This is a genomic window from Curtobacterium sp. PhB128, from assembly GCF_004340725.1.
In the GTDB taxonomy this organism is placed as follows: Bacteria; Actinomycetota; Actinomycetes; order Actinomycetales; family Microbacteriaceae; genus Curtobacterium.
Genome location: NZ_SLUR01000012.1, coordinates 63,249 through 79,343, shown reverse-complemented (window position 1 = coordinate 79,343; position 16,095 = coordinate 63,249). Strand labels below are relative to the sequence as shown.

The following is a 16,095-nucleotide window of genomic DNA, read 5'->3' as shown; positions in this document are numbered from 1 at the left end:
GCGCTGCCCACCCGCGCCCGAGTAGACACGACGCATGGAGATCGCACCGATGCTCGCCAAGGCCGTCGCCGAGGTCCCGGAACCCGACAGCGTGACCGGCGGCCTGCGGTACGAACCGAAGTGGGACGGCTTCCGCGGCATCGTGACGATCGACGGCGACGACGTCGAGATCGGCAGCCGCGGGGCGAAGCCGCTCACGCGCTACTTCCCCGAACTCGTCGAGGCCTTCCGCGCGCAGTTCGGCGGCCGCGACCACCCAGTGGTGCTCGACGGCGAGGTGATCCTGCGCTCCGGCCAGCCCGGAGCCGAGCGCCTCGACTGGGAGGCGCTGTCCCAGCGCATCCACCCGGCGGCCTCGCGGATCGCGAAGCTCAGCGCCGAGACGCCCGCGCAGTTCGTCGCGTTCGACCTGCTCGCAGCGGACGGCGACGAGCTGGTCGACCTGCCGTTCGACGAACGACGTGACCGGCTGGAACAGCTCGCGAGCGGCATGTCCGACCCGCTGTTCGTCACGCGCACCACACTCGACGTCGACCAGGCACGCGAGTGGCTCACCACCTTCGAGGGCGCCGGACTCGACGGCGTGGTCGCCAAGCGCCGGGCCAAGCCGTACGAACCGGGCAAGCGGACCATGCTCAAGATCAAGCACCACCGGACGGCCGACGTCGTCGCGATCGGGTACCGCGTGCACAAGAGCGGCTCGGGCGTCGGGTCGCTGCTCGTCGGGCTGTACGGCGACGACGGTGAGCTCCGCCAGGTCGGCGGCGTCTCCGCCTTCTCCGACAAGCGCCGGCTCGCCCTGGTCGACGAGCTCGAGCCCGTCGTGCTCCGCGATGCGGACGGGAGGCCCGTCACCGGTGACGGGGAACGGTCGCGTTTCTCGTCGGGTCGCGACACGTCGTTCGTCCGGCTGGCGCCGGAGGTCGTGCTCGAGGTCCGCTACGACCAGATGGAGGGCGACCGGTTCCGGCACACCGTGCAGTTCGAACGGTGGCGTCCGGACCGCGACGCGGAGTCGTGCGGGTTCGACCAGCTCGAGGTGCCATCGGCGTACGACCTGCGGGATGTCCTGTCCTGACGCGTGGTTGTCCGTTTTTCGTCGTCTTGCCGGTCATCGCAGGAAAGTAGTTAGCCGAACTAGCGAAACGCTGCCACGATGGAGACCAGCAGCACGAGGCACCCATCCCGGGAGCCCCAGGACCGAAAGCGGATCGACATGAGCACCAGCACGCTTGTCCGCCACTCGCAGCGGAACCCCTTCACCGAGGTGCGCGAGGCACGCCGCCAGCGCACCCTGCAGCTCAGTGCGGTCATCAGCGCCATCGCCGGCGTGACCGCCACCGCGCTCGCACTCGTCACGATCGGCCTGGGCTCGTGATCGTCGACGGCATCAGCGACGCGCACCGCGGTACCTGGTCGCGCCTGACCCGCCTGCACACCGCGAGCGTCGGACTGCCGATGCAGACGTCCCGCGTCGACGACCCCGACCGCTCGACGGACACGCTGCCCGCCGTCTGACGGTCCCCGCTGGCTCGGGTCAGGACTTCTTCGCTCGGGACGGTTGCACGCGCGGCGGCTCGCCCGGCATCTTTGGGAAGTCTGGCGGGAACGGCAGTTCACCCTCGCCGTTCTCCAGGTCGCGCTCCCACCACGCCAGCAACGGCGCGATGCTCGCCGACTCGTCGTGCATCGCCTGCCACGGGTCACCGATCGTCGCCAGGCGCTCGGGAACGGTCCGGATCGTGAACGCCGTCGGGTCCGCCGTCGGCAGCTCGTCCCACGTGATCGGCGTCGACACCGAGGCGTGCGCCAGCGCCCGCGGGCTGTAGGCACCGGCCATCGTGCGGTCACGATTCGCCTGGTTGAAGTCGACGAAGACCCGTTGGCCTCGTTCCTCCTTCCACCACGCCGTCGTGACCCGGTCGGGCATCCGCCGTTCGAGTTCTCGGGCGGCGGCGATCACGGCGTGCCGGACGTCGAGGAACTCGTGCTCGGGGGCGATCGGCGCGAAGACGTGCAGACCGCGGTTGCCGCTCGTCTTGATCCACGCCGTCAGACCCGCTTCGTCCAGGACCTTCCGGAGTTCCTGCGCCACGGGCACCGTGTCCGAGAAGTCCGTGCCGGGCTGCGGGTCGAGGTCGATGCGGAGCTGGTCCGGGTGCTCGCTGTCCTCGGCGCGGGATGCCCACGGGTGGAAGACCACGGTGTTCATCTGCGCGGCCCACACCGCGACGGCCGGCTCGTCGATGACGAGCTGTGGGTGCTTCCGGCCGCTCGGGTACGTCACCGTGACGGACCGCACGTAGTCGGGGGCACCCTTGGGCGGGTTCTTCGAGAAGAACTGCTCGCCGTCGACGCCGCCGGGGAACCGCTGCAGCGAGATCGGTCGGTCGCCGTTCGCGCGGACGAAGGCGTCGCCCACCGTCACCAGGTACTCGGCGAGGTCGGCCTTGGTGATCCCGGCCTCCGGCCAGAGCACGCGGGAGGGGCTGCTGATCCGGACCTCGCGGTCCCCGTCCGGACCGGGCACCCGCACCGTCGTCGCTTCGCTCGCCATGCAGCGGAAGGTACTCGGTGCACGATGGACGGGTGAGCGCGTACCTCGGAGTGGACCTGGCGTGGGGACTCGGCACCGCGAGCCGCGCGCCCAACGAGACCGGACTGGTCGCGATGGAGGCCGACGGCACGATCACCGACGCCGGATGGGCCCGCGGGGTCGACGACGTCACGACCTGGGTCGCGGAACACCTCGGGCCGCGGTCGCTCATCGCCGTCGACGCCTCGCTCGTCGTGACGAACCCGACCGGCATCCGCGAGTCCGAACGGCAGGTCGGGCAGCGCTACGGCCGGTGGAAGGTGGCGGCGAACCCGACGAACCAGGCCTCCGCGGCGAGCGCCGGCGCCAGCCTGCTCGACCGGCTCACCGCACTGGGCGTCGAGTACGTGTCCGACACGGCATCCATGCACGCCAGGACCGGGCCGGCGATGTTCGAGTGCTACCCGTACACGACCCTGGTCGGCGTCGAGGAGCTCGGGTACGACGTCGAGCGGCCCCGGTACAAGCGCCTGGACCTCAGGGTGCCGGCAGCCGAGGCCCGGGCACGCCGCGCCGAGGCCTTCGACGAGCTCGTCCGGCGCTTACGCGAGACCCCGCTCGACCCGCCGTTGCAGCTCGACTCACATCCGCTGACGGCGAGCCTCGCCGACCCGTCAGTGCTCCACGGCCCGACGCACAAGCACCGCGAGGACCTGCTCGACGGCGCCCTGTGCGCCTGGACGGCGGCGTTCTGGGAGCGTCACGGCGACCAGCGCGTGCAGATCCTGGGAGGTGATGTCCCCCACCAGCACGGCCCGGACGCCGCTGGCGCGTCGCCCGGGAACCGGCGGCGTGGGCCCAGCCTCCCGTCCGACCCGGTGGACGAGGCGGGCCGCCGGCCGGTCGTCGTGGCGCCCGCGCGCCCGTCGCAGCGGGGCACGCGCGGCTAGGGTTGACCGGTGAGCACGACGAGCGAACCCCTGCACATCGGGCTGGTGTCGCTGCACACCTCCCCCGGAGACGAACCCGGCTCGGGCGAGGTCGGCGGCATGAACGTCGTCGTCCGGCACCAGGCCGAGGCGTTGGCCGATCGTGGCCACCACGTCGACATCATCACGCGGCGTTCGGCGCCGACGCAGCCGGACTCGGTGTCGCTCGTGCCGGGTGTGTGCCTGCGGTTCCTGTCGGCGGGTCCGGCGGAGCCGGTGCCGAAGGGCGAGCACGACGCGTTCATCGAGCCGTTCCGCCACGAGCTCGAGCAGCTCGGGCCGTTCGACGTCCTGCACTCGCACCACTGGTTCTCCGGTGCCGCTGCCCTACCGGTCGCCCGTGAGCGTGGCATCCCCCACGTGCAGTCGTTCCACTCGATCGCCGCCGACCCAGAGACACCGTTGTCCGAGGGTGAGCGGCCCGAGTCCGCCGGGCGCATCACGGGCGAGCAGCAGCTGGCGCGTGAGTCCGATGCGGTCGTCGTGGTGTCCGAAGCCGAGGCGTCGACGGTCCGGACGCGGCTCGGCGGTGCCGACTCACGCATCTGGATCGTGCCGCCCGGGGTCGACGGGTCGGTCTTCCGTCCGGCGGCCGCCGGTGCGCGCCGGGCCGCCACCCCCTACGTCGTCGCGGCGGCTCGCGTGCAGCCGTTGAAGGGGCTCGACCTGGCAATCGAGGCGATCGCGGGCATCAGCCAGGAGGCCCGTCCCACCTTGGTCATCGCCGGGGACGCCTCGAGCGAGGCGGGTGACTACGTGGACGAACTGCGTCGGCTCGCCGCCGCGCGTGGCATCGCCGACCGCGTCACCTTCATCGGGCCGCAGTCGCGTGCCGACCTGGCGTTCCTGTTCCGTGGCGCGGCAGCCGTGCTGGTGCCGTCGCACTCCGAGACCTACGGCCTCGTGGCGTTGGAGGGCTCGGCGTCCGGGGTGCCGGTCGTGGCCGCGGCTGCCGGGGGGCTGCGCGAGGCCGTGGTCGACGGTGAGACGGGCGTCGTGCTCGAGTCCCGCGAACCATCGGTGTGGGCTGCCGAGATCGAGCGGATCCTGACGGACTCCGGGTACGCGGCCGCGCTGTCCTCGGCCGGGCGGGAACACGCGGAGCGTCTGAGCTGGGAACGATCGGCTTCGGGGCTCGAGGACGTGTACCGCCGGGTGCTCGGCCGCTCGTGAGCCGCTTCGACGCGTCGGGGTTCTGGGCGGCGCTCGACTCCGTGCCGGTGGAGGCGGACGCCGAGGCGCTCTACGACCTCGGTTCGGCCGAGGGGCGGTTGCGGCGGTCGAACCTGCAGCGGTACCTGGAGCAGTTCGGGCCGGCGGCGGACACCCTGCTCGTGGCCGAGGCGCCCGGGTGGCGGGGCATGACGAACACGGGCATCCCGTTCACGAGCATGCGCGAGCTCGGGACGGATCGGTTCGGCGACGACTACCTGGTGCCGCCGGAGCCGACCGCTCCGTGGGAGGCCTCATCGCGCGTGGTGCAGGCGGCACTGTCCGACTGGGCCGGGCCGCTCCCCGTGGCGTGGGCGATCTTCCCGCACCACCCGTTCGTCGCCCCGGACCGGTTGACGAACCGCACGCCCCGTCCGGCCGAGGTGCGGTCGGGAGCGCCCGTCGCCCTCGCGCTGCTCGAGGCACTCGGTGGAGTCGACCGGGTCCGGGTGGTCGCGGTGGGGCGGAAGGCCCAGGGTGCGCTCGCACTGGCCGGCATCGAGGCGATCGCCGTCCGGCACCCTGCGCAGGGCGGCGCGAAGCAGTTCGCGGAGAAGTTGCGAGCGTTGGACCGCTCGCTGTAGTTCCCCGTGCCGGTCCCTCCGGTCAGGCTGAGCGGACCTCGACGCCCTTCGCGGCCAGGGCCTCGGCGACGTGGGCGGGCAGCGGCGCAGCTGCGTACACGGTGCGGAGGGCCGGCAGGTCGAGGACGTCGTCCCAGTTCTGCGGGTCGAAGCGGTCGTCGGAGCCCTCCCACCCGGGGTGTACGTCCTGGAGCACCTCGAGGTCGGTGTCGACGGTGAGCTCCGTGACGAGCGACAGGTGCGACGGCAGGAGTTCCAGGTCGTCGTAGTACTCACGGGCCCGGTCGTCCTGGCCGTCGACGTCGAGGTCCTCGTCCGTCTCGTCGGCAGCCTCCGGGTCGTAGGGGTCGAGGACGTCGAGGTCGTAGCAGAGGACGTCGAGCACCAGCAGCTTCGCGTTGAAGTCGGCGAACTCGACGGGCTCTTCGGTGGTGTTCGACTCGTGGTCCATGGCCCGGAGAGTATCCGTCGCCGAGCGACCGTGTTGCGATCGCGAGAAACCTTCCTGTGGGACTAGACAGCAAGGCGTCTCGCGCGCAAGGGTGACGCATGGCCACCACCAAGACGGACCGACCACAGCAGGAGCAGCCCGAGCTCCGCAGGGTCATCGGTCCCAAGCTCCTGCTGCTGTTCATCGTCGGCGACATCCTGGGAACGGGTGTCTACGCGCTCACCGGTCAGGTCGCGGCAGAGGTCGGAGGAGCAGCGTGGCTCCCCTTCCTCATCGCCTTCGCGGTCGCCCTGCTGACGGCGTTCTCGTACCTGGAACTCGTGACGAAGTACCCGCAGACCGCGGGCGCTGCGCTCTACGTGCACAAGGCGTTCGGCGTCCACTTCATCACCTTCATCGTGACCTTCATCGTGATGTGTTCCGGCATCACCTCGGCGTCGACGGCGTCGCGGGCGTTCGCCGCCAACCTCGGCGTCGGGTTCGGCCTCGAGTTGCCGAACGCCGTCGTGATGCTCATCGCCATGGGCTTCATGCTCGCGGTGATGGCGATCAACTTCCGCGGCGTCAGTGAGAGCGTGAAGACGAACGTGGTCCTCACCCTGGTCGAGCTGTCCGGTCTCGTCATGGTGATCCTGATCGGCTTCTGGGCGATCGCAGGCGGCAACGCGGACTTCTCGCGGGTGGTGATGTTCGAGACCCCGGAGGACAAGACCCTGCTCATGTCGATCTCCACGGCGACGTCGCTGGCGTTCTTCGCGATGGTCGGCTTCGAGGACTCGGTGAACATGGCCGAGGAGACCAAGGACCCCTCGCGCATCTTCCCGAAGGTGATGCTCACCGGCCTCGGCATCACGGCCGTGATCTACACGCTCGTGTCGATCTGCGCCGTCGCCGTCGTGCCGATCGGTGAGCTCGCCGGCAACGAGACCCCGCTCGTGACCGTCGTGCAGACCGCCGCCCCGGACTTCCCGATCGCCGACCTGCTGCCGTTCATCTCGATGTTCGCCGTGGCCAACACCGCCCTGATCAACATGATGATGGCGTCGCGACTGCTGTACGGCATGAGCAAGCAGGGCGTGCTGCCGGGCTTCCTGGCCCGCATCTCCCCCGCTCGTCGCACCCCGTCGAACGCGATCGTCTTCACCACCGCGATCTCCCTGCTGCTCATCGGCTGGGTCTCGCTCGACCCGGACTCCCCGATCGTGGTGGTCCTCGGTGGCACGACCTCGCTCCTGCTGCTCACCGTGTTCGCCGTCGTGAACCTGACGGTGCTCGTGCTCCGCCGCGACAAGGTCGACCACAAGCACTTCCGAGCCGGCGTGATCATCCCCGTCATCGGCATCATCACGTGTCTGTGGCTCGTGCTGCCGTTCTCGTCCGGCCGTGACCCGCAGCAGTACCAGATCGCCGGTGCACTGCTGGCCCTGGGTGTGCTGTTGTGGATCCTGACCTGGTTCACGCACGGTCGCAAGCAGCCCGAGAAGGCCCCGACCGGCCTGGTCACCGAACCGACGAAGGTGCAGCACCCGCCGCACGACCACCGCGACGTCTGATGGACGCGACCGCCGTCATCTGGACGATCGTCATCGCCGCCATCGCGCTCATCTCCCTGTCCGCCGGCGGATGGGGTCGGAGCAGGTCGCGCCGACGCCGACGCTGACGTCGCGGCTGACGGTCCTGGTGCACGAACCCCGTGTTCGGTGCACCAGGACCGTCAGTGCGTCACAGCGACCCCCGATCGGGCGGGTGCGGTTCCCAGGCGGCGCCCGTACGCTCGTCATGCTCCGCCTGCCCCGCCCCGTCCGCCGAGAGGTCCCGTCATGCGCCGTGTCGGCATCACGCTCGCGTCGGTGTTCGGCGCCGGCATCGTGGTCGTCGGGATCGGGGTCGTGGTGCTCGTCGTGATCGCGGTGAACTCGATCGCCGGCATCGCGAAGTCCAGCGCCGCCGACGCCACCCCCACGTGCCCGAAGGTCGCCTCGAAGACCGTCGGCGGCATGGTCGTCCCCGCCGGCCCCATCGCGGGCTTCTGCCAGGACCGTCTGGTGAACGCCGCGTCGGTGATCCAGGCCGCGAAGGCGGTCGGCATCGGACCGCACACCCAGGCCGTCGGGGTCATGACGGCGATCGGCGAGTCGAGCCTGGTGAACCTGGACCACGGCGACGCCGCGGGACCGGACAGCCGCGGCCTGTTTCAGCAGCGCGACAACGGCGCCTGGGGCACGTACGAGCAGCGGATGGACCCGTACACTGCGGCGTCGATGTTCTACGCGAAGCTCGTCAAGGTCCCCGGTTGGAAGACGATGACGCCGACGCAGATGGCGCACGCGGTGCAGATCAACTCGGACCCCGAGCACTACGCGAAGTCCTGGCCCGCGGCGAAGGCCGTCGTCGAGGGGCTGACAGGCGAGACCGTGCCGGACACCGCCCCGCAGGGCTGACCGGGCACGCGACCGCCGGCCCCGACGCTCACGCGACTTCCTGGTCCTGGTCGTGCTCGTCGAGTTCGATCATCGCGGCACCGCCGTCGTGGACGATGACCTGCGCGCGCAGCCGGATCGCGTGCTCGTCGAGGGCGCAGGCGCACGCGTCGACCCACTCCCAGTCGACCGGGTGCACGCGGTCGACACCGGGCCGCTCCCACGCGAGGACGACGTCGACCGCGCCGAGCTGCCCGACGATCTCGGAGATCAACGACGCGAAGTCGCTGACGTGCTCGTCCGGTTGGTAGGGCAGGTCCGCGATGGGCAGCAGGAACGGGATCGACATCCCGAGCTCGTCGAGGAACACCACCCAGCACTGCCGGCGCACCGGGCGGTCGACCAGGGCGGCGACGAGTTGGACGACGTCGTCGTCGGTACGGACAGGGGTTCGGATCAGGCGGTCGAGGGTGTCGGTGTCAGGCATGACTCCAGCGTCGCGAACCCGGCCCGCCGACCGACGGCCGCCGTGCGCATCTGTGGACAACCTCGCCGCCGCAGCCACCTGTGGAGGAACTTCGGCGATCCCGACGCCCCCGCGGTCGTCGCGGTGCACGGGTTCGACCAGCGCGAGAAGGACGCCGGACGGGCCTCCAGTCCGAACCTGACCGGCTCGGCGAGGTTCCACGACCTGCCGCACGCTGATCGCCGAGGTTCCAGACCTCGACGAACAGGGCGCCGACATGCCGAGATTTCGGAACCTCGGGACGGCAGCGCCCCTCAGATGCCGTGCGTCACCGAGCTCTCGATGAGCAACAGCGCCGCGAAGAACACCGCGACGACGGCGGCCATCCCGACGAGCACGACCGGCCACGCCAGCCGACGCCGCACCAGCCGCAGGATGCACACCACGATCGAGGCGACCAGCACCAGCGCGATCAGGATCGGCCCGACCGTCACGACCGAGTCGCCGAGCCCCACGTTGCAGGTGTTCCCCGGGGCAGCGCACGACACGAACGCCAACGACATGAGCTTGATGCCCCACCCCGCTGCCAACGCTTCGAGCGTCAGCACCACGAGCAGGGCGATGGAGGCGACCATGTCCGCGACGCGGCGGCGGCCTGCCAGGGGGTGGCGGGCCTCCCGTCCGAACCGTGCCGGAGCCGACCCGAGCGGATCGAGACGCGCCCCCGGAACAGACTCCGGCCCGGACCCGGGAGCCGAACCGGCGTCGGCCGGACCGGACGACCGGGCGGGCGCGTCCATCAGGACCGCCGGCCGCGCGTGGACCAGAGGGCCGCGGCGATGAGCAGCGGCTGCCCGAAGAGGCGCGCGACGCGCTTCTCGTCGGTGTCCAGGCCGAACGCGTCGCGGCGGTTGACCCACTGCGACAGGTTGCCCGGGAAGATCACCGTGAAGAACAGCGCAGCGACGGAGCCGACGAAGCGCCGGGCCGGCTTCGGCGCGAGCACGAGCGCCGAACCGAGGGTGATCTCGGCAACACCCGAGGCCAGCACGGTGGCGTCCTCGGACAGCGGCACGAACTCCGGAACCTGGGCCGTGAACTCCTTGCGCGCAAAGGTGAGGTGACTCGTGCCGGCGAACACGAGCGCCAGGCCGAGCAGGACGCGGAGGAAGGAACGCATGCCTCCATCGTGCCTGCTCCCGGGCGACGGTGCTCGCACGTGTACGGAACCCGACCGGCTCGCTACATTCAGACGTATGGGAGCACCCTCTCGGGACCACGAACCGCCAGCAGCCCCAGCGACCTTCGCCGTGCTGCTCGGCCCGGTCGCGTTCTACCTCGGCATCATCGTGCCGGCGCAGGGCACGGTCCGGCACGTGCTGATCGGTGCGGCGTTCGGCGTCGTCTGCGTGCTGAGCGGTTGGCGCGCGATCGTCATCGCCGGTCGCCGTCGCCGGGCGGTGCAGGTCTGGGCGTGGATCGGCATCGCGATCGGCGCGGCCGGGCTGGCCATGATCGTCTGGCAGCTGCTCGTCATCGCGACCGCCGGGGCGTTCCCGCCGCCGTTCTGGTCGCCCTACGCGAACCGCTGATGCGGGTCACCAGCCGAGCGTGCCGGGCGCACCCTTGAACGGGCCGACGACGTCCGACGTGATCCAGCCGCCGTAGAAGTCGCCGTCCTGCGACTGCACGACCTCGCCGCCGACCTCGCACGAGTCCATCGCCGACGGGTAGATCGCGACGCGGTCCCGGAGCGACTCGTACCCCGGCTCGGGCGTCGGGTAGTTCCACGCGGCGCGGCTCGCGACGGTGCCGTCCCCGCCGACCACGTCGAAGTACCGCGCCCGGCCCTTGAACTCGCACATGCTCGACCCCTGGGCGGGGCGGAGGTCGAGGTCGGCCATCGGCAGGTAGTACACCGGCGGGTGCGAGGTCTCGAGGACCCGCACGGCGTCGGTGGTGTCGGCCACGACGGTGCCGCCGAACCGGACGACGACGCGGGCGGTGACGGGCTCGACGGCGGGCGGGCGGGGGTAGTCCCAGACCGATTCCTGTCCGGGGCCGGGTTCGATCCGTGTGGGATGGCGCATGGGATCGTGTCTACGCCGAACGGCTGCGGTCCGGCTGGCGGGCGGGGTGCACTGAGCCGCCGCAAGGTGCACCATGGGCGGGTGACGACGACGACACGCACGCTCTTCCGACGGAAGCCCATCGAGACGATCGATGACGACACCGGAGCCGAGGGTGGCCTGAAACGGCACCTCGGCCTCTGGCAGCTCACCGCGATCGGCATCGGCGGCATCATCGGCGCGGGGATCTTCACCCTCGCCGGCACCGTGGCGAACGGCGTCGCCGGTCCCGCGGTCCTCATCAGCTTCCTGGTCGCCGGCGTCGCGAGTGCCGCCGCAGCACTGTCGTACGCCGAGTTCGCCGGCCTCATCCCGAAGGCCGGCAGTGCGTACACGTACGGCTACGCGGTGCTCGGCGAGATCGTCGGGTGGTTCATCGGGTGGGACCTGCTGCTCGAGTACACCGCGATCGTGGCGGTGGTCGCGATCGGCATCTCCGGCTACGTCGGGTTCCTGGTGGGCCAGTTCGGCATCGACCTGCCCGCCTGGATGCTCGGCGCCCCCGGCACCGGCGACGGCCACGTGATCGACGTCTTCGCGATCATCCTGTGCCTGGTCACCGCGTTCGTGCTCACCCGCGGCATCCGCAGCGCCGCCCGGTTCGAGTTCGTCGCTGTCGGCATCAAGGTCGCGCTCGTCGTGCTCATCGTCGTGCTCGGCGTGTTCCACATCAACAGCGCGAACTACTCCCCCTACTTCCCGTTCGGCTTCGGCGGCGTGATGACCGGCGCCGCGACGGTGTTCTTCGCGGTGTTCGGCTACGACGCCATGTCCACCGCTGCCGAGGAGTCCGTCGACGCCCGCAAGCACATGCCGAAGGCGATCCTGCTGTCCCTCGGCATCTCGATGGTCCTGTACGTGCTGGCGACCCTGGTGCTGACCGGGATGCAGAAGTACACCGACATCGACCCGGCCTCGGGCTTCTCGTCGGCGTTCGCGTCGGTCGGCCTCGGCGGTGTCGCGAACGTCATCGCGATCGGCGCCATCGTCGGCATCGTCACGGTGCTCGTCACGTTCATGCTCGGCGCCAGCCGTGTCTGGTTCTCGATGAGCCGTGACGGCCTGATGCCGAAGTGGTTCTCGAAGACCGACCCGAAGCGTCACGTCCCGACGCGCGTCACGTGGATCCTCGGCATCGCATCGGCGATCCTGGCGGGCGTCCTGCCCATCGGTGTCGTCGCCGAACTCACCAACATCGGGATCCTGCTCGCGTTCGTGGTGGTCTGCTCCGCGGTGATCGTGCTCCGCTACCGCCAGCCCGACCTCGACCGTCAGTTCCGGCTGCCGTTCATGCCCGTCATCCCGATCATCGGCGTCATCGCGTCGCTGTGGCTCGTGACGTTCCTGCAGTGGGAGACGTGGGTGCGGTTCGCGGTCTGGTTCGCGATCGGCCTGGGCGTGTACTTCGGCTACTCGCGGAAGCACAGCAAGCTGGCGGCCAGCGAGCCGACCGACGCGACGAAGCCGTAGCGAGCAGGCGCCCTAGCGTCCGCTCCAGCGCACCCAGCCCTGCACCTGCGCCGCAGCGCTCTCGAGCGACGAGTGCGCCCCGTTGATCGAGTGGTCCGGCGAGTCCACCGTGAACTGGTCCGTCCGGGTGACGTCGCAGACGACCTCGGAGCCGAGCCACACGTTCCAGTGGTCTGCGGAGTCGTGCACCCACCGCAAGCGGTCCGGCATGAGCGTGTCCAATCGAGTGGAGAGCGGCGAGCAGTCGTCGCCCGTCCACGCAGACGGTAGCCCTGCTCGATGTGTGCCGTTCGGTTCGGCGGCTCCGCGCGTCGGTGGCACCTGGCACGATTGACCCGTGCCCGCAGCCCCGATGATCGACGCCGTCGACGTCATCCGTTTCGTCGGGCCGCAGACCTTCGGCCGCGCACGCGACGTCGTGCGTGCCGGTCTGGTCGACGATGCCGTCTGGAACGCCGACGACGGCACCGTCACGGCGACCGTCTCCGGCACCGCCGACGACCCGTACGAGTGCCGCATCGACATGACCGTGGCGCGCGGCGACTTCATCCGCCCGGTCCGCAGCACGTGCAGCTGCCCCCTCGGCGGCGACTGCAAGCACGTCGCCGCCGCACTGCTCACCATCAACGCGCGTGCGCTTGCCGCCAACGCCGGCCCGCGTCCGGAAGCGCCGGCTCCGCCGCCCTCTGACTGGAGACACGACCTCGCCCGCCTCGCCGGTGACGACGAGCAGGCGGTCACCCCGCAGGGCACCCGGATGGGTCTGCAGTTCGAGTTGCGTGACGCGGTCCCCGCAGCACTTGCGGCCCGCGCCCGGGCCGCCGGCCGAGCCTTGCCGGCGCCGTCTCGCACGGTCCGGCTCGGGGTCCGGCCGGTGACCCGCAGCGACGCCGGCAACTGGGTGCGCGGGCAGCTCACCTGGGGCACGCTCCCCTACTCGCAGAACCGCCTGGGCCTCGGCGCCGAGCAGCACGGGTGGTTCATGCAGCTCGCGGCCCTGCACCGTGCGGGTCAGCTCGCGGGGTTGCCCGGCGAGAGCGACTGGCTCCACCTCGACGACTTCCGCAGCCCGCTGCTCTGGCCGTTGCTCCGGCAGGCGTCGGCGCTCGACATCGCCTTCGTGACCGGCAAGCGCGAGGGCGGGGTGGTCCTCGGCGAGCAGGCCCAGGTGCTGCTCGACGTCTCTCGGCCCGGTGTCGCCCGGCACGACGACGCCGTGGTGATCGGCGCGAGCGCGGTGCTCGACGGCCGCCCGGTGGTCCCCGGTGCAGCGCGGATGGTCGGCGACCACGGCGTGTACGTGTTCCGCGAGAGCCCGGAGTTCACGGTCGGGCTCGCACCGACCCCGGCGCCCGTGCCCGAGGACCAACGGCGCATGCTCCTCGAGGGCACCCGCATCACGGTGCCGACGGCCGAGGTCGACGAGTTCCTGGCCGACTGGTCGCCCCGGCTGCGCGGTGCCCTCGGGCTCGTCAGCTCCGACGGGTCGGTGGAGCTGCCGGAGCGCACCCCGCCCGAACTCGTGCTGACGGCGACGTTCGAGCCGGCCAGGGCACCCCGCACCGACGACCGGGTGCACCTGCACTGGCGCTGGCACGTCGACGGCCGCAAGGACCCGGTGTCGCTGCACAGCCCGCTCCCCGACCTGTCCGGGCTCCGCGCCGCGGACGATCCAGCCAGCACCGACGTTCCGGCCGGCACCGAGGCGGCGACCGCCGACGCCGACGCGCCCGCTGCCCTGGAACCCGCCACGTCGACAACGCGAGCCGACGACGCGACGTCTGGCGAGCCTCCCGTCCGCCCTGCCGGACCCGGTGGCGGACTGGACTGGTTCCAGGACGGCACCATCGACGGGGCCGACGTCGCGGTGTTCGCGAACGAGTTCCTGCCCGAGTTGCCGGCGCTCGGCGTCCGCACGGTGGTCCAGGGTGAGCGCCTCGACTACGAGCGGTTGAGCGGGCGGCCGCACATCCGCGTCACGACGATGCCGTCGGACAAGCACGACTGGTTCGACCTCGGCATCATCGTGAGCGTGAACGGCAAGCAGATCCCGTTCACCCCGCTGCTCACCGCCCTGGCCGGTCGGCAGCGGCGGCTGAAGCTCGTCGACAACTCGTACCTGTCACTCGCCGACCCCGCGTTCGACCGGCTCAAGGAACTCATCGACGAGGCCCGCGACCTCGACGAGTGGCAGCCCGACCAGCCGATCCAGGTGACGCCGCTGCAGGCCGGGCTGTGGACCGAGTTCGACCTGCTCGCCGACGAGACCTCGCACGACGAACGCTGGCAGGCGATCACCGCGGGGCTGATGGGGGCGACTCCCCCGGGTGACGTCCCGGTGCCGGACACCGTGCACGCCGAACTGCGGCCGTACCAGCACGCCGGGTACGCCTGGCTGTCGTTCCTGGCGGCGCACGGCATCGGCGGGGTGCTCGCCGACGACATGGGCCTCGGCAAGACCCTGCAGGTGCTCGCGATGGTCGCCGCCCGTCGAGCCGCCGAGCCCGACGGGGCGCCGTTCCTCGTCGTCGCGCCGACCTCGGTCGTCGGCAACTGGGTGGCCGAGGCGGCGAAGTTCACGCCGTCACTGCGGGTGGCGGCCGTCACCTCGACGTCGCTGAAGGACCCCGGGCTCGTCGCCCGCACAGCCTCGCAGGCCGACGTCGTCGTCACCTCGTACGCGCTGCTCCGGCTCGACTCGCAGGCGTGGACCGACCTGCCGTGGTCGGCGCTCGTGCTCGACGAGGCGCAGTTCGTGAAGAACCCGCAGTCGCAGACCCACCGGGTGGCGTCCGAGCTGCAGGCACCCGTGAAGTTCGCCATCACCGGCACCCCGCTCGAGAACGGGCTGACCGACCTGTGGGCGCTGTTCCACATCGTCGCGCCCGGGCTGCTGTCCACCTGGACCCGGTTCGGCGACGACTACGTGAAGCCGCTCGCCTCCCCCGAGCTCCGGGGCGAGGCCCGCCAGCAGCTCACCGCAAAGCTCCGGCGGCGGATCCGGCCGCTCATGCTCCGCCGGACGAAGCAGGCCGTCGCCGCCGACCTGCCGCCGAAGCAGGAACAGGTCGTCCGGGTCACGCTCGACCCCGCGCACCGCGAGCTGTACGAGCGCACGCTCAACCGCGAGCGACTGAAGGTCCTCGACCTGATCGACGACCTGTCGAAGAACCGGATGATCGTGTTCCGGTCGCTGACGCTGCTGCGGATGCTCGCGCTGTCGCCGGCGTTGGTCTCGAGCGGGTCGGACTCGCCCCTGTCGCCGTCGACGCCGATCCCGTCCGCCAAGCTCGACCTGCTGCTCGACGAACTCGAACAGCTCGCGGCAGAGGGCCGACGCGCTCTGGTGTTCAGCCAGTTCACGTCGTTCCTGCGGATGGTGTCCGATGCCCTCGACGAACGGGGCGTCGGCTACGAGTACCTCGACGGCTCGACGCGCAAACGCCCACAGGTGATCGAGCGCTTCCGGCAGGGCACCGCGCCCGCGTTCCTCATCTCGCTGAAGGCCGGCGGCTTCGGGCTCACCCTGACCGAGGCGGACACCGTGTTCGTGCTCGACCCGTGGTGGAACCCCGCAGCCGAGTCCCAGGCCGTCGACCGGACCCACCGCATCGGGCAGACCCGGTCGGTGAGCGTGCAGCGCTTCATCGCCGAGGACACCATCGAGGAGAAGGTCCTGGCACTCGCCGCGCGCAAGGCCGAGCTGTTCGCCACGATGATCGACGATGACGCCCTGTTCGCCGACGACCTGACCGCCGACGACATCCGCTCGCTGCTCGCCTGACGCGCGGGAGCGGTCAGGCGAGCTCGGGCGCGGGCGCGGGGGTCAGCGGGCGCG

At 71.0% G+C, this 16,095-nt stretch carries 17 protein-coding genes and 1 pseudogene; 11 read left to right on the top strand and 7 right to left on the bottom strand.

All coding sequences use genetic code 11. The features are described 5' to 3' along the window. Window positions 1-34: 34 nt before the first annotated feature. The 3 genes from EDF23_RS17310 (at window position 35) to EDF23_RS19360 (ending at window position 1,518) form a co-directional block, all read left to right on the top strand. Window positions 35-1,078, top strand: a complete 1,044-nt coding sequence (locus tag EDF23_RS17310) for an ATP-dependent DNA ligase (RefSeq protein WP_131922570.1) — start codon at window positions 35-37, stop codon at window positions 1,076-1,078. A gap of 138 nt (window positions 1,079-1,216) precedes the next feature. Further along, window positions 1,217-1,378, top strand: a complete 162-nt coding sequence (locus EDF23_RS19365; protein ID WP_159573681.1) for a hypothetical protein — start codon at window positions 1,217-1,219, stop codon at window positions 1,376-1,378. Further along, window positions 1,375-1,518, top strand: a complete 144-nt coding sequence (locus EDF23_RS19360; RefSeq protein WP_159573682.1) for a hypothetical protein — start codon at window positions 1,375-1,377, stop codon at window positions 1,516-1,518. Before EDF23_RS19365 ends, EDF23_RS19360 begins: the two co-directional genes overlap by 4 nt. Before the next feature lie 19 nt (window positions 1,519-1,537). Here EDF23_RS19360 and ligD read toward each other — a convergent pair whose 3' ends face one another. After that, the gene (ligD, locus tag EDF23_RS17305; RefSeq protein WP_131922569.1) at window positions 1,538-2,557 is read right to left on the bottom strand and encodes a non-homologous end-joining DNA ligase; all 1,020 of its coding nucleotides are present in this window, start codon (window positions 2,555-2,557) and stop codon (window positions 1,538-1,540) included. 32 nt (window positions 2,558-2,589) lie between these two features. Between ligD and EDF23_RS17300 the strand changes: the two genes are divergently transcribed. From EDF23_RS17300 to EDF23_RS17290, 3 genes are read left to right on the top strand one after another with little or no spacing between them, the layout of a single operon-like run. Continuing rightward, entirely contained in the window at window positions 2,590-3,486 is an 897-nt protein-coding gene (locus EDF23_RS17300; protein WP_165901183.1) for a DUF429 domain-containing protein, read from the top strand. Between the two features lie 9 nt (window positions 3,487-3,495). Next, window positions 3,496-4,698 carry a glycosyltransferase gene (locus EDF23_RS17295; RefSeq protein ID WP_131922567.1) on the top strand — a complete coding sequence of 401 codons (1,203 nt, stop codon included), beginning with the start codon at window positions 3,496-3,498 and terminating at the stop codon, window positions 4,696-4,698. Continuing rightward, window positions 4,695-5,321 carry a uracil-DNA glycosylase gene (locus tag EDF23_RS17290; RefSeq protein ID WP_131922566.1) on the top strand — a complete coding sequence of 209 codons (627 nt, stop codon included), beginning with the start codon at window positions 4,695-4,697 and terminating at the stop codon, window positions 5,319-5,321. Before EDF23_RS17295 ends, EDF23_RS17290 begins: the two co-directional genes overlap by 4 nt. A 22-nt stretch (window positions 5,322-5,343) precedes the next feature. Here the strand turns inward: EDF23_RS17290 and EDF23_RS17285 are convergent, their stop codons facing one another. Next, a complete protein-coding gene (locus tag EDF23_RS17285) occupies window positions 5,344-5,772 on the bottom strand; it encodes a hypothetical protein (RefSeq protein ID WP_131846299.1) in 429 nt (142 codons plus the stop codon). A gap of 98 nt (window positions 5,773-5,870) precedes the next feature. Between EDF23_RS17285 and EDF23_RS17280 the strand changes: the two genes are divergently transcribed. Together EDF23_RS17280 and EDF23_RS17275 are read left to right on the top strand one after the other, a co-directional pair. Continuing rightward, window positions 5,871-7,325 (top strand): APC family permease, encoded by a 1,455-nt coding sequence (locus tag EDF23_RS17280; protein ID WP_123292412.1) that lies wholly within the window; start codon window positions 5,871-5,873, stop codon window positions 7,323-7,325. A 267-nt stretch (window positions 7,326-7,592) separates the two neighbouring features. Further along, entirely contained in the window at window positions 7,593-8,213 is a 621-nt protein-coding gene (locus EDF23_RS17275; protein WP_123340324.1) for a hypothetical protein, read from the top strand. 28 nt (window positions 8,214-8,241) lie between these two features. On the opposite strand, the gene EDF23_RS17270 is transcribed toward EDF23_RS17275, so the two are convergent. The 3 genes and pseudogenes from EDF23_RS17270 to EDF23_RS17260 form a co-directional block, all read right to left on the bottom strand. Continuing rightward, window positions 8,242-8,679 carry a hypothetical protein gene (locus tag EDF23_RS17270; RefSeq protein ID WP_131879050.1) on the bottom strand — a complete coding sequence of 146 codons (438 nt, stop codon included), beginning with the start codon at window positions 8,677-8,679 and terminating at the stop codon, window positions 8,242-8,244. A gap of 293 nt (window positions 8,680-8,972) precedes the next feature. Then, window positions 8,973-9,491, bottom strand: a pseudogene (locus tag EDF23_RS19670) (DUF6264 family protein); the annotation flags it as partial. Next, window positions 9,458-9,838 (bottom strand): hypothetical protein, encoded by a 381-nt coding sequence (locus EDF23_RS17260; protein ID WP_123292408.1) that lies wholly within the window; start codon window positions 9,836-9,838, stop codon window positions 9,458-9,460. The gene EDF23_RS17260 and the pseudogene EDF23_RS19670, both read right to left, overlap by 34 nt. A gap of 76 nt (window positions 9,839-9,914) precedes the next feature. On the opposite strand from EDF23_RS17260, the gene EDF23_RS17255 reads away from it, so the two are divergent. After that, entirely contained in the window at window positions 9,915-10,250 is a 336-nt protein-coding gene (locus tag EDF23_RS17255) for a hypothetical protein (protein ID WP_131879054.1), read from the top strand. Window positions 10,251-10,256: 6 nt separating this feature from the next. Here the strand turns inward: EDF23_RS17255 and EDF23_RS17250 are convergent, their stop codons facing one another. Beyond that, on the bottom strand, window positions 10,257-10,748 hold the full coding sequence (locus tag EDF23_RS17250; protein WP_123292406.1) for a DUF427 domain-containing protein: 492 nt from the start codon (window positions 10,746-10,748) through the stop codon (window positions 10,257-10,259). Window positions 10,749-10,829: 81 nt separating this feature from the next. Here EDF23_RS17250 and EDF23_RS17245 point away from each other — a divergent pair, with 81 nt between their 5' ends. Beyond that, window positions 10,830-12,257: an amino acid permease gene (locus tag EDF23_RS17245; protein ID WP_131922565.1), complete on the top strand. Its 1,428-nt coding sequence runs from the start codon at window positions 10,830-10,832 to the stop codon at window positions 12,255-12,257. Window positions 12,258-12,269: 12 nt separating this feature from the next. On the opposite strand, the gene EDF23_RS17240 is transcribed toward EDF23_RS17245, so the two are convergent. Then, complete coding sequence (locus EDF23_RS17240; RefSeq protein ID WP_123292404.1) at window positions 12,270-12,467, bottom strand: hypothetical protein; 198 nt, start codon at window positions 12,465-12,467, stop codon at window positions 12,270-12,272. 127 nt (window positions 12,468-12,594) lie between these two features. Between EDF23_RS17240 and EDF23_RS17235 the strand changes: the two genes are divergently transcribed. Further along, entirely contained in the window at window positions 12,595-16,041 is a 3,447-nt protein-coding gene (locus EDF23_RS17235; protein ID WP_131922564.1) for a DEAD/DEAH box helicase, read from the top strand. Window positions 16,042-16,095: the final 54 nt, after the last annotated feature.

Coding starts and splice junctions, on each gene's coding strand:
- EDF23_RS17310 (WP_131922570.1), top strand. CDS start 35: ATGGAGATCGCACCGATGCTCGCCAAGGCCGTCGCCGAGGTCCCGGAA.
- EDF23_RS19365 (WP_159573681.1), top strand. CDS start 1,217: ATGAGCACCAGCACGCTTGTCCGCCACTCGCAGCGGAACCCCTTCACC.
- ligD (WP_131922569.1), bottom strand. CDS start 2,557: ATGGCGAGCGAAGCGACGACGGTGCGGGTGCCCGGTCCGGACGGGGAC.
- EDF23_RS17285 (WP_131846299.1), bottom strand. CDS start 5,772: ATGGACCACGAGTCGAACACCACCGAAGAGCCCGTCGAGTTCGCCGAC.
- EDF23_RS17280 (WP_123292412.1), top strand. CDS start 5,871: ATGGCCACCACCAAGACGGACCGACCACAGCAGGAGCAGCCCGAGCTC.
- EDF23_RS17275 (WP_123340324.1), top strand. CDS start 7,593: ATGCGCCGTGTCGGCATCACGCTCGCGTCGGTGTTCGGCGCCGGCATC.
- EDF23_RS17270 (WP_131879050.1), bottom strand. CDS start 8,679: ATGCCTGACACCGACACCCTCGACCGCCTGATCCGAACCCCTGTCCGT.
- EDF23_RS17260 (WP_123292408.1), bottom strand. CDS start 9,838: ATGCGTTCCTTCCTCCGCGTCCTGCTCGGCCTGGCGCTCGTGTTCGCC.
- EDF23_RS17255 (WP_131879054.1), top strand. CDS start 9,915: ATGGGAGCACCCTCTCGGGACCACGAACCGCCAGCAGCCCCAGCGACC.
- EDF23_RS17250 (WP_123292406.1), bottom strand. CDS start 10,748: ATGCGCCATCCCACACGGATCGAACCCGGCCCCGGACAGGAATCGGTC.
- EDF23_RS17240 (WP_123292404.1), bottom strand. CDS start 12,467: ATGCCGGACCGCTTGCGGTGGGTGCACGACTCCGCAGACCACTGGAAC.